Annotated in this window: 11 protein-coding genes; 2 read left to right on the top strand and 9 right to left on the bottom strand. The window is 70.3% G+C overall.

Translation table 11 applies throughout. The features are described 5' to 3' along the window. Position 1: 1 nt before the first annotated feature. Together EHF44_RS02515 and EHF44_RS02510 are read right to left on the bottom strand one after the other, a co-directional pair. A complete protein-coding gene (locus tag EHF44_RS02515; RefSeq protein ID WP_124682278.1) occupies positions 2 to 763 on the bottom strand; it encodes a fimbrial biogenesis chaperone in 762 nt (253 codons plus the stop codon). A gap of 107 nt (positions 764 to 870) precedes the next feature. Then, on the bottom strand, positions 871 to 1485 hold the full coding sequence (locus tag EHF44_RS02510; RefSeq protein WP_124682277.1) for a fimbrial protein: 615 nt from the start codon (positions 1483 to 1485) through the stop codon (positions 871 to 873). Positions 1486 to 1830: 345 nt separating this feature from the next. Between EHF44_RS02510 and EHF44_RS02505 the strand changes: the two genes are divergently transcribed. Beyond that, on the top strand, positions 1831 to 2382 hold the full coding sequence (locus EHF44_RS02505) for a nucleoside 2-deoxyribosyltransferase (RefSeq protein WP_124682276.1): 552 nt from the start codon (positions 1831 to 1833) through the stop codon (positions 2380 to 2382). Here EHF44_RS02505 and EHF44_RS02500 read toward each other — a convergent pair. The 6 genes from EHF44_RS02500 to EHF44_RS02475 form a co-directional block, all read right to left on the bottom strand. Then, positions 2379 to 3038 (bottom strand): PqiC family protein, encoded by a 660-nt coding sequence (locus EHF44_RS02500; RefSeq protein WP_124682275.1) that lies wholly within the window; start codon positions 3036 to 3038, stop codon positions 2379 to 2381. The two genes, EHF44_RS02505 and EHF44_RS02500, sit on opposite strands and share 4 nt — an antisense overlap. Next, positions 3035 to 4687, bottom strand: coding sequence for an intermembrane transport protein PqiB (locus tag EHF44_RS02495; protein WP_124682274.1), 1653 nt, complete (start codon positions 4685 to 4687; stop codon positions 3035 to 3037). The genes EHF44_RS02500 and EHF44_RS02495 overlap by 4 nt, the downstream gene beginning before the upstream one ends. Further along, complete coding sequence (locus EHF44_RS02490) at positions 4674 to 5462, bottom strand: paraquat-inducible protein A (RefSeq protein WP_124682273.1); 789 nt, start codon at positions 5460 to 5462, stop codon at positions 4674 to 4676. Before EHF44_RS02490 ends, EHF44_RS02495 begins: the two co-directional genes overlap by 14 nt. Next, a complete protein-coding gene (locus tag EHF44_RS02485; protein ID WP_124682272.1) occupies positions 5459 to 6139 on the bottom strand; it encodes a paraquat-inducible protein A in 681 nt (226 codons plus the stop codon). Before EHF44_RS02485 ends, EHF44_RS02490 begins: the two co-directional genes overlap by 4 nt. Then, the gene (locus tag EHF44_RS02480; RefSeq protein ID WP_124682271.1) at positions 6136 to 7239 is read right to left on the bottom strand and encodes an AI-2E family transporter; all 1104 of its coding nucleotides are present in this window, start codon (positions 7237 to 7239) and stop codon (positions 6136 to 6138) included. Before EHF44_RS02480 ends, EHF44_RS02485 begins: the two co-directional genes overlap by 4 nt. A gap of 105 nt (positions 7240 to 7344) precedes the next feature. Then, entirely contained in the window at positions 7345 to 8487 is a 1143-nt protein-coding gene (locus tag EHF44_RS02475; protein ID WP_124682270.1) for an HPP family protein, read from the bottom strand. Between the two features lie 126 nt (positions 8488 to 8613). Between EHF44_RS02475 and EHF44_RS02470 the strand changes: the two genes are divergently transcribed. Next, positions 8614 to 10422 (top strand): chloride channel protein, encoded by a 1809-nt coding sequence (locus EHF44_RS02470; RefSeq protein WP_124682269.1) that lies wholly within the window; start codon positions 8614 to 8616, stop codon positions 10420 to 10422. Here EHF44_RS02470 and EHF44_RS02465 read toward each other — a convergent pair. Then, the gene (locus EHF44_RS02465) at positions 10410 to 10832 is read right to left on the bottom strand and encodes an Lrp/AsnC family transcriptional regulator (RefSeq protein ID WP_124682268.1); all 423 of its coding nucleotides are present in this window, start codon (positions 10830 to 10832) and stop codon (positions 10410 to 10412) included. The genes EHF44_RS02470 and EHF44_RS02465 overlap by 13 nt on opposite strands. Positions 10833 to 11002 lie beyond the last annotated feature (170 nt).

Raw genomic sequence — 11002 nt, 5'->3', positions numbered from 1 at the left:
GTCAGTCCGTTGGCGCTGCCGCAATCCGGGATACGCCTTCGACGGCCGCCCCGAAGTCGTTGATCGTGACGTGGCGCACCTCGCCGGCATCGACGCTGCCGCGCACGGCGTCGCCGAGCGGGAATTCCACGGTCGCGCCCGGCGCGGCCATGGCGCCGGCGTCGTTGCGATGGACCGCGCTCCCCACGCCGGCCTCGACCACGGTGAAGGTCACGTGGTAGGGCGTGGGATTGGTGGCCGACAGCACCTGCTGGCCATCGGCCTTGCGCAGCAGGCGCCAGCGCACGCTGGCGGGCGCGGCGTCGGCGCTGCCGGGCAGGCCGCGCGGCCGGAACATCAGCTTGATGCGGGTACGGAACGCGAACTGCAGTTCGTTGCGCTGCGCGGCGCCGTCCGCCGCCATCGGCGGCACTTCGAGCACGTTGAGCCAGAACAGCGACTCCCGGTCCGTGGGCAGCGGCTGTTGCAGGTAGATGATGCGCAGCGCCTGGCCCTTGCGCGGGTCCAGCCGGAACAGGGGCGGGGCCAGTGTGAACGGCGCGTGGGTGTCGTCGGGCGCGGCATTGGCGTCGCCGTCGTCGATCCAGGCCTGCACCAGCGCGGGCGCGGTGCCCTCGTTGGTGAGCCGCAGCGTGACTTCGCGTTCGGTTTCGGGGTAGATGACGCGCGTCCCGGCCAGCACCACGGAGGCGTGGGCGGCCGACGTCGCCACGATGGCGAGGCAGGCGGCCAGTGCCACCCGCCAGTGGGAGATTCGGGACATGAGAACGTTCGGCTTGGGCTCCGGCGACAAGGCCGAAGGCTGGAAATACAAATGGATAACCGCCGGCATGGACCTGCCATGCCGGCGCACTGTCACGGTGGCCCCGCTTAGGGGTAGACCACCGAGTACGTGACGGTCGTCAGGACATCGCCAGCGGTGGCGGCGCCCGTGGCCACGTATTGCGCGTAGTACTGCAGCGTGGCGGCGCCGTCGGCCAGTGCCACCTGCTGCGAGTTCTGCGCGGCGTAGGCGGCGCCCAGCACGATGTTGTCCAGCGCGTCGTTCAGCAGGCCGACCTGCACGTTGGTGGCGGGGGTGACCGCCGGCGTGGTTTCGGTGGCCGCCGAGGCCACGGCCGTGTTGACCAGGCGGCCCGAGGTGTTGTCCACCGTGGCGCCCGGCTCGAAGTAGACGCCCACGTTGCCGGTGTTCGGCGTGCAGCCGGTCAGGCGGATGTTGAATGGCGTGCGGCCGGCCACGGCGCCCTGCCGGTTCAGCGCGCCTGCGGCCACGGTGGGCATCGGCACCGTGAAATTGGCGGCGCCGCCGTTGCCCGACAGCGTGCAGGTCTGGCCCGTCACGCGCCCGGTAAAGGTAATCGTGCCGTCGGAGGCCATTGCCGGTGCCGACATGGCGGCGAACAGGATGGAAGCGGCCAGCGCTTTGGTATGGATGCTTTTCACTTGAATTCTCGCGTCTTCATTTGAATGGAGGGGTGTCATCGTCACTTTGGCCGCGCATGCAATGCGTGCATGGCGCGTGCATTGGGCGCGGCCGCAACGTGATGCGGCGCCGATGACAGGGCCGAAGACTAACGAGGTAAAGCGGGCGGAAATATCGGAAAATCTCGAATTTTGGAGGCGGGATTTATTTATGACGCATTTGTCATGATTCCAGATAAGATTTTCTATGAGGCCAATAGCGAGGATTTTCTGATAATCGCTAAGAATAATCCGAATAATTCTGATCGATTAACAGACACGGCAGTCGCGGGGCATCGCGATATATCCATGGAAGCGGCGCCGGGGCTGCGTTATTCTCATGCGCATTCCGCCCAAGGACACCCCATGAAGACCCTCTACCTCGCCGGCTTCGACGTATTCCGCAAGGACGCGCTTGCGTGGGGCGCCCACCTGAAGGCGCTGTGCGCGCGGCATGGCTATACGGGCCTCTATCCGCTGGACAAGGCGGTGCCCGCCGGGCTATCCGGCCCGGCGGCGGCACAGTGGATCTACGAGGCCAATATCGCGCTGCTGCGGCAGGCGGACGTCGTGATGGCCAACCTGGACGACTTTCGCGGCCAGGGCGAGCCCGACAGCGGCACCGCCTTCGAAGTGGGATTTGCCGTGGCGCTGCAGAAGCCGGTCTGGGGCTACGCGGCCGATGCCGGCACGCTGCTGGACCGCGTGCGCCACCATGCCGACGCCGATGGCAGCGCGCTGGACGCGCGGGGATACGTGGTGGAGGACTTCGGCCTGCCGATGAACCTGATGCTGGCGTGCAGCGTACGGCTGGTGAGCGGCGACGCCGAAGCGTGCCTGAAGGTAATGTCCGAGGCGGACCGGCGCCGCGCCGCGCGGCGGGCGCAGGCGGCGGCCGGCAACGACGCCGAGGACTAGCGCACCGGCAGCGGCGCGGTGGTGGCCGTGGGTCCGGGCGCGCCAGCCGTGCCGGCCTGCACGCGCAGCGACCGCACGCCCGTGGCGATGTCGGACGCCGTCGTCGCCACGATCTGGCGGTAGGCGCCCACCACATCCTCAACCTGTCCCGATACCGGCACCTCGGCCTCGGTGCGTCCGCTCAGCACGTTGCCGTCGGGCAGGCGCCGCACGGTCCAGGCGATGGTCGCGCCGGCCCGCTGGCCCGGCTCGCCTTCCAGCCGCACCACTTCGGTCGTGATGCGGAAGATCGTGCCGACTTCGGCCAGACCCTGCTGGTAGGTATCCACCGCGCCCAGGTTGGCCTGGAGCTGCTGCGACAACGCGTCGCGCAGTTCGTCGGGCAGCGGCGCCGACCAGCGCGACTGGTCCAGCAGCCGCACGTTGCCGTTCGCGTCGCTCATCACGAGCTGCGCGCGGTTCAGCCGCTCGGGCACGCGCACCGGCGCCACTTCGATCCAGACCGGCTGCGCCGCGGCCGGAGAGTGGGATGCGGGCGATGGGGCAGCCGCCGGCGCGCCGGCCGCCAGCGAGTAGTAGCGTGGCTCGGGCGACGCGCAGCCGCCCAGCCCGGCCACGGCCAGCGCCATCGCGCCGGCAATCAGCGTGCGTTTCATTGCTTGTCCTCCGTCTTGCCGCGCAGCAGCGCTTCGGGGTGGCGTTCCAGGTAATCGGTCAGCGCGCGCAGCGACACCGCCGTGCGCGTCAGTTCCTGCAGCATGCGGCGCGTGTCCTGCTGCAGCGGCGCGTCGGATGCCAGCGTGCCGTTGGCGGCCGTCAGCGTGCGGCGGGCGTCCTGCAGCGCGGCCAGCACCTGTGGCGCCACGTCGCCGTTCAGCTGCGCCACGAGCTTGTCGGCCGACTCCAGCATCCGGTTCATCGACACCATCGCGGTCCGCGCCTCCTGGCCGATCTGGTCGAACGGCACCTTGTCGATCTTGTTGACGATGTCGCCCAGCTTGGCCTGCAGTTCGTCGAACGTGCCCGGCGTGGTGGGGAATTCCGGCATCGGCGCGTCGAGGTCGATGTCCTTGGCCGGCGGCGCCTTCGGGAAGAAGTCCAGCGCCACGTAGAGCTGCCCGGTCAGCAGGTTGCCGGTGCGCAACTGCGCGCGCATGCCGCGCTTGACCAGCGCCTGGACGATCGTGCGCTTGCGCGCCTCGTCGGCCACGTCGCGCTCGCGGAAGCCCATGCGCGACGGATAGAGCTCCACCACCACGGGCATCCGGAACGCCTTGCGTTCGCGCTGGTACTCGATGCCGATCGACCGCACCTGGCCCACGATCACGCCGCGGAAGTCCACCGGCGCGCCCGGCGACAGCCCGCGCACCGACTGGTCGAAGTTCAGCACGGCCAGCGTGGGCGCCAGTTCCTCGGGCTCCTTCATGGCCTCGGCCTGGTCGCCGGCCAGCAGGAACTGCGTGTTCTCGGCGGCGGCGGCCTGGGCCGACGAGTTGTCCGGGGCCTGGAACGCCACGCCGCCCAGCAGCACCGTGACCAGCGACTGGGTCGACAGCTTCAGCCCGCTGGCGTCGAGCTTCAGGTCCACGCCGCTAGCGTGCCAGAAGCGCGTGTCGGCGGTCACGAGCTTGTCGTACGGCTTGTTGACGAACACGCGCATCGTGATGTCGCGGCCGTTCGGCTCCAGCTGGTAGGCCACCACCTGGCCCACCTGCACGCGGCGGTAGTAGACCGGCGAGCCGATGTCGAGCGAGCCCAGGTCCTGCGCGCGCAGCACGAACTGGCGGCCGGACGCGTCGGTGGTCACCACGGGCGGCACCTCCAGGCCCGTGAAGCTGCGCGTCGGCTCGGCCGACTTGCCGGCATCCACGCCGATGTAGGCGCCCGACAGCAGTGTTTCCAGCCCCGACACGCCGCTGATGGCAAAGCGCGGGCGCACCACCCAGAAGCGCGTGTCCTTGACCGCGAAGTTCTCGGCGTCCTTGGTCAGCTCGATCGTCGCCATCACGTGCGAGCGGTCGGACGCCAGCCGCACGGACTTGACCAGCCCGATGTCGACGTCCTTGTAGCGCACGGCGGTCTTGCCCGGCGTCAGGCCCTCGGCGGTGCTGAACGTGACCGTGATCTCGGGCCCGCGCGACGCCAGCGTGTTGACCAGCAGCGAGATGCCGACCACGGCGGCCACGATCGGGATCAGCCAGACCAGCGACGGCAGCCAGCGCGCGCGGCGCCGGCGGGCCGGCTGCGGCAGGCCGGGCGGGCCGGCGGGACCGGACGGAGGAGGGGAGAGGTCAGGATCGGCCATTGTCGGATTCCGGCAGGTTCGATGAGGGGCGGGCGTCCATGGCGTCCCACAGCAGGCGCGGGTCGAACGACAGCGACGCCAGCATGGTCAGCACGACGACGGAGGCAAAGGCCAGCGCCCCGCCTCCGGGAATGATCGTGGCCAGCGCGCCGGCGCGCACCAGCGCCGCGAGCAGGGCCACCACGAAGATGTCGAGCATCGACCAGCGGCCGATGATCTCGACCAGCCCGTAGAGCCGCGTCTGCTGCCGGATCCGCCACGTGGACCGGAAGTGCACCGACGCCAGCAGCAGCGTCAGGATCAGCATCTTCAGCAGCGGCACGATGATGCTGGCAATCAGCACCACGCCGGCCAGCAGGTGCGAGCCGGACAGCCACAGGTAGATCACGCCGGACATGATGGTGTCGCGCTGGGTGCCCAGGATCGACTCGGTCACCATGACCGGCAGCAGGTTGGCCGGGATGTAGAGGATGAACGCCGACAGCAGGAAGGCCCAGGTGCGCGCCAGGCTGGCCGGCTTGCGGTGGTGCAGCGTGGCGCCGCAGCGCGGGCAAGGCTGGCCTTCGAGCGCGACGGGGCTGACGAGGTCGCACGCGTGGCACGACAGCAGCCCGCGCGACGCCGCCGTGGGCACCTGCGCCACCGGCGTGCGTTCGTCGTCGTCGGTCAGCTCGGCCACCACGCCGGCCGCCACGCGGCGCGAGCGGGCCAGTTGCTCGCGGGCCTGCGCCGCGCGGTTCGGCCGGGGCGGGGTGGGACGCTGCGGCGCGGTCATCGCGCGTCTCCGGCGGGCGGCACCTCGTCGGCGCCGGGCGGCTCCAGGTAGTGCCAGAGGTCGCGCGGATCGAACGACAGCATTGCGGCCAGCACCACGACCAGCGCGCCGAAAGACCAGAGCGCCACGCCCGGTATCACCTGCGCCATCGTCGACAGCTTCACCACGGTCACCAGCACGCCGATCATGAACACCTCGATCATGCCCCACGGCCGCGTCTGGCGGATGCCGCGCACGATGCGCTCGAAGCCGGCCGGCATGCGATGGCGGGCCATCGGCACCAGCAGGTAGCACATCATCAGCATCTCGGACAGCGGGAACAGGATGGTGGTGCCGAACACCAGCAGCGCCACCAGCGTCATCTGGTCGGCATGCAGCGCCATCACGGCGCCCCAGAGCGTGGTCTCGGTGCGCACGCCCTTGAGGTCCATCTCGACGATGGGGTACGTGTTCGATACCAGGAACAGGATCAGCGCGGTGACCACCAGCGGCAGCAGCCGGCGGTACGCGCGCGTGCTCTCGCGGTACAGCATGCCGCCGCAGCGCAGGCACGTGGCGCGCTCGCCGGGCGCCAGCGCCGTGCGTTCGTAGAGCGCGTCGCAGTACTCGCAGGCCACCAGCCGGTGCAGCGCGGCCGGCGGCGGGGCCGTGGGCGGCGTGTCGCGCGGTGCGGTCATGCGTCGGGCGTCAGTTGCGACGGCGGCGCCGGCGTGACGTCGGTCACCGCGGGCCGCTCCTGCGTGCCGATGGTCCAGTCGCGCAGCAGCGCGTAGGCCACGGCCAGCACGGTCGGGCCCAGGAACACGCCCAGGAAGCCGAACGCCAGCGCCCCGCCCAGCACGCCCATCATGATCCAGATCAGCGGCAGCCCGGTGCCCTTGCTGATCAGCAGCGGCTTGATCACGTTGTCGGCCATGCCCACCACCACGCCGCCCCAGACCACCATGAAGATGGCCCAGCCGGTCTCGCCGCCGTGGTACAGCCACAGCGCGGCCGGAATCCACACCAGCGGCGGGCCCATCGGGATCACCGACAGGAAGAACGTGATCAGGCCCAGGATGGCGGCGCCGGGCACGCCGGCGATCCAGAAGCCGATGGCGGCCAGCACCGCCTGCACGAACGCCGTGCCTAGCACGCCGTAGACCACGCCCTTGATCGTGCCGCCGGCCAGCGCCATCAGGTGGTCCGCGCGCTCGCCCGCCACGCGGCGCATGCCGCCGCGCAGCCAGTCCACGGCCAGTTCGCCGCCGGTATAGAAGAAGAACGCCAGGATGATCGACAGCGCAAGCTGGCCCAGCCCGCCGCCAATCGACAGGCCCGCGCCCAGCAGCGCATGGCCCACCGGCGCGATCAGCTTGCGCAGGTTGGCCACCATCTCGGAATCGGCGTGGATGATCTGGTCGTAGCTGGCCTGCAGCTGCGGGCCCACGTAGGGCAGGCTGCTGAGCCATTCGGGCAGCTGCGGCAGGCCGCGCTCGGCGTAGCGGTTGACGAGTTCGGTGAGCTGGTCCAGATGGGCGGAAAAGCTGGCGCCCGCGTAGACGAACGGGCCCAGCACGATGACGGTGGCGATCAGCACGCAGACCAGCGCGGCCAGCCCGCGCCGGTTGCCGAACCAGCGCGACAGCACGGTATAGGGGTACCAGGAGCTATAGGCCAGGATCGCGCCCCAGACCAGCGCGGTGGCAAACGGGGCCAGCACCAGCAGCGACCCGCCTATCAGGACGATCAGCGCGAATACGGCGGCAAGCTTCTCAATCAGTTGTCCGGAACTCATCGTCGCGCGCCTGACCGGCGTCCATGTGGCAAGAACGCCGTAAGCATAGCGGAATTCGCCTGCCGTTCCGGGTTTTCCCTTGCCCGTCCGGCCGGGCGCGGCGGGTCAGGCGGCGGGCGGCTCCGCGGCGCCGCCCTGGCGCAGCAGCGCGGCCACGAGGTCGGACTGCGTGACGATGCCCACCACGCGCCGCTCGGCGTCCAGCACGGGCACGTGGTGCAGGCCGCCGTCGGAGAAGCCCTGCGCCAGCTCGACGATGGGCTGGTCGGTGCGGGCCGAGATCACGCTGCGGGTCATCAGGTCGCGCACGGTGCCGTTGACGCGCCGCGAGTTGGCGCGATAGGCGCGGAAGAAATCGCTCTGCGTCAGGATGCCCAGCAGCCGCCGCTGGCGGTCCAGCACGGGCAGCGCCTTGATGCGGTGGCGCGCCAGCAGCGCGGCGGCGTCGGCGGCCATCTGGCCGGGGCGCACCGAGATCACGTCGCGCGACATGATGTCCACGCAGCGCGCGCCGCCAAAGCGCCGCGAATAGGCGCGCAGCTCGGCCGCCACCAGGATGGCTTCCAGATCGTCTTCCTCGATGTCCAGGAATTCGCCGCGTGCGGCCAGTACCGCATCCAGGTCAGCGCGCGTGAAGCCGGTGCGGCGGCTGGGCGGCGCATCCCTGGTGTCATGCTGGGCCGCCGGCTCGGGCGGCCGGTGCGGATAGCGGCGCCGCGTGAAGTTGTTGAACGCCAGCGCCGTCAGCAGCAGCAACGCCGAGTTGATGGCCACCGGAATCACCACGAAGCCGAACCCCAACGCCTGCACGGCCGGGCCGCCGAACACGGCCGTCACCGCCACCGCGCCGCTGGGCGGGTGCACGCAGCGCAACTGGAACATCAGCGCGATGGCGCCGGCCACGGCCACGCCGGCCGCCAGCCCCGGGTCGGGGATGAACTTCGCGCAGGCCACCCCGACGGTCGCGGCCACGAGGTTGCCGCCGATGATCGACCACGGCTGCGCCAGCGGACTGGCCGGCACGCCGAACAGCAGCACGGCCGACGCACCCATCGGCGCGACAAACCACGGGTTGAAGCCGAGCAGGAACTGGCGGCAGATCCATTCGGTGATCGCCAGGCCCAGCAGTGCGCCAAGACAGCTCTTGAGGCGCTCGTGCCGGCTGGCGGCCACCGGCATGGGGACGAAAGTGCGCAGCCAGGCACGGGCCTCTGCGACGGAGGAGGTCGGGTCGAATCCAGCGGGCATCGAAAGCGGGGGCGGCTTTAGAAGTGTCGGGGGCGCCACGGCGCATTGGCCGGACTCGTGAATGTATCACAGCATGATATATTTCGGCGGCTGCGTACCCGCGCATGATCCCACTCGCCCCGCCCCATGTCCATGTCCAGTCATCCCGCATCGCACCATTCCCCCAAGCGCGATTACGCCGTCAACGGCCGCCTGCCCATGCTGGCCGGCATCGCGCTGCTGATCGGCGCGGTCAGCACCGGCGCGGCGTTCGTGCTCGTGAACCTGATCCGCTTCTTCACCAACCTGTTCTTCTTCCAGACGCTGTCGTTTGCCGAGCGCTCGCCGGCGCACCATGCGCTGGGGCCGTGGGTGATTGCCGTGCCGGCCATCGGCGGGCTGATCGTGGGGCTGATGGCGCGCTACGGCAGCGACAAGATCCGCGGCCATGGCATCCCCGAGGCCATCGAGGCCGTGCTGTTCGGCAAGAGCCGGATGTCGCCCAAGGTGGCGGTGCTCAAGCCGCTGTCGTCGGGCATCGTGATTGGCAGCGGTGGGCCGTTCGGCGCCGAGGGGCCGATCATCATGACCGGCGGGTCCATCGCGTCGCTGCTGGCCCAGTACCTGCACCTGACCGCCGCCGAGCGCAAGACGCTGCTGGTGGCCGGCGCGTGCGCGGGCATGACGGCGATCTTCGGCACGCCGGTGGCGGCGGTGCTGCTGGCCGTGGAACTGCTGCTGTTCGAACTGCGCCCGCGCAGCCTGCTGCCGGTGGCGCTGGCCTGCGCGGTGGCCGGCTTCCTGCGGCCGTTCCTGTTCGAGGCCGGCCCGCTGTTTCCACTGCACACCGTGCCGGCCGGCACCGTGGCGCTGGGGTCCTGCGTGTTCGCCGGGCTGCTGTGCGGCGTGCTGGGCGCGGGGCTGACGCTGGCGCTCTATCGCACCGAGGATGCCTTTGCCCGGCTGCCGCTGCACTGGATGTGGTGGCCGGCCATCGGCGGCCTGGTGGTCGGCATCGGCGGGTACTTCGAGCCGCGCGCGCTGGGCGTGGGCTACGACGTGATCGGCGACCTGCTCAACAACCGGCTGGCGCTGGAGGTGGCCGTGGCGCTGCTGGCGGTCAAGGCGGTGATCTGGATTGCCGCGCTGGGCTCGGGCACGTCGGGCGGCGTGCTGGCGCCGCTGTTGATGCTCGGCGCCGGGCTGGGCGTGGTGCTGGCCCCGCTGCTGCCGGGCGGATCGCCGGCGCTGTGGGCGCTGGTCTGCATGGCCGGCGTGCTGGGCAGCGTGCTGGGCGCGCCGCTGACGGCCATCGTGTTCGCGTTCGGCCTGACCCACGACAGCGAGGCGCTGCTGCCGCTGCTGCTGACCACGGCCGTGGCCTACGGGTTCTCGGTGCTGACGATGAAGCGCGGCATCATGACCGAGAAGATCGCACGGCGCGGGCTGCACATCTACCGCGAGTACGGTGTCGATCCGCTGGAACGGACGCACGTGGAAGACCTGATGACGCGCGATGTGGTGACGCTGGATGCCGACCTGCCGGTGGCCGATGCGCTGGCCCGCCATTTCGGCCCGCATGCCGCGCATCGCGCCTACCCGGTGGTGGCGCAGGGCCGCGTGGTGGGGATGCTGCATCGCAGCGCCATCGAGGCAGCTTGTGCCGGTCACGACACCGGCCTGCGCTGCGGCGACCTTGTGGCCGGGCAGGGCGATGGCGACCCCGGCACGCCGCCCGTGCTGCTGGCATCACAGACCGGCCGGGCCGCGGCCGGGCGCATGGCGGCGCTGAGCGTGGCGCGCCTGCCCGTGGTCGACAGCCTGGAAACGATGCGGCCGGTCGGCATCGTCTCGCTGCGCGACCTGCTGTCGCCCAGCGAACACGCGCTGCACGAGGAAACGCACCGCGAGCGGCTGCGCGGCCGGCCGCAGGCCGTCGCCGGTCAGAGCTTGTAGCTCGACAGCAGGATGCTGGTCTCGGTGGCGGAAATGCCATCGACGAGCCGGATGCGGTCGAGCGTCCGGTCGAACTGCTCCAGCGTATCGGCGCGCAACTCGGCGATGATGTCCCAGCGGCCGTTGGTCGTGTGCAGCGTCTGCACGTTCGGGTCGCCGCGCAACGCCTGCAGCACCTGGCGCGCCTTGTTGCCTTCCACGGCCACCGTCATCCACGCGCGGATGCGATGCGGCTCGGCCTCGGGCTTGAGCCGCACCGTGTAGCCGACGATCTGGCCTTCCTTCTCCAGTTTCTCGATGCGGTTCTGCACCGTGGCGCGCGACACGCGCAGCGCCTTGGCCAGCGCCGTCACCGGCGTGCGCGCGTTGTCGCGCAGCAGTCCCAGCAGTTGTCGATCGGTGGCATCCATGGCGCGCTCCCTGGTGCGGTACGGCCGGCGTTGCATATCGCCAGCGAAGTCTGGCGAATTGTTAGACGTCCATAGCAATTTGTCCAGTTTGTTGACTGTTCGCTGACGCGCACGCGACCCACAATCCATATCAGGGACGCCCGACACGCCGGGCGCCGCTGACAAGGAGA

It is taken from the genome of Cupriavidus pauculus, assembly GCF_003854935.1.
Lineage (GTDB): Bacteria > Pseudomonadota > Gammaproteobacteria > Burkholderiales > Burkholderiaceae > Cupriavidus > Cupriavidus pauculus_C.
The sequence above is the reverse complement of the archived record's forward strand: the minus strand, read 5'-3'. Positions and strand labels throughout refer to the sequence as shown.

Coding starts and splice junctions, on each gene's coding strand:
- EHF44_RS02515 (WP_124682278.1), bottom strand. CDS start 763: ATGTCCCGAATCTCCCACTGGCGGGTGGCACTGGCCGCCTGCCTCGCC.
- EHF44_RS02510 (WP_124682277.1), bottom strand. CDS start 1,485: ATGACACCCCTCCATTCAAATGAAGACGCGAGAATTCAAGTGAAAAGC.
- EHF44_RS02505 (WP_124682276.1), top strand. CDS start 1,831: ATGAAGACCCTCTACCTCGCCGGCTTCGACGTATTCCGCAAGGACGCG.
- EHF44_RS02500 (WP_124682275.1), bottom strand. CDS start 3,038: ATGAAACGCACGCTGATTGCCGGCGCGATGGCGCTGGCCGTGGCCGGG.
- EHF44_RS02495 (WP_124682274.1), bottom strand. CDS start 4,687: ATGGCCGATCCTGACCTCTCCCCTCCTCCGTCCGGTCCCGCCGGCCCG.
- EHF44_RS02490 (WP_124682273.1), bottom strand. CDS start 5,462: ATGACCGCGCCGCAGCGTCCCACCCCGCCCCGGCCGAACCGCGCGGCG.
- EHF44_RS02485 (WP_124682272.1), bottom strand. CDS start 6,139: ATGACCGCACCGCGCGACACGCCGCCCACGGCCCCGCCGCCGGCCGCG.
- EHF44_RS02480 (WP_124682271.1), bottom strand. CDS start 7,239: ATGAGTTCCGGACAACTGATTGAGAAGCTTGCCGCCGTATTCGCGCTG.
- EHF44_RS02475 (WP_124682270.1), bottom strand. CDS start 8,487: ATGCCCGCTGGATTCGACCCGACCTCCTCCGTCGCAGAGGCCCGTGCC.
- EHF44_RS02470 (WP_124682269.1), top strand. CDS start 8,614: ATGTCCATGTCCAGTCATCCCGCATCGCACCATTCCCCCAAGCGCGAT.
- EHF44_RS02465 (WP_124682268.1), bottom strand. CDS start 10,832: ATGGATGCCACCGATCGACAACTGCTGGGACTGCTGCGCGACAACGCG.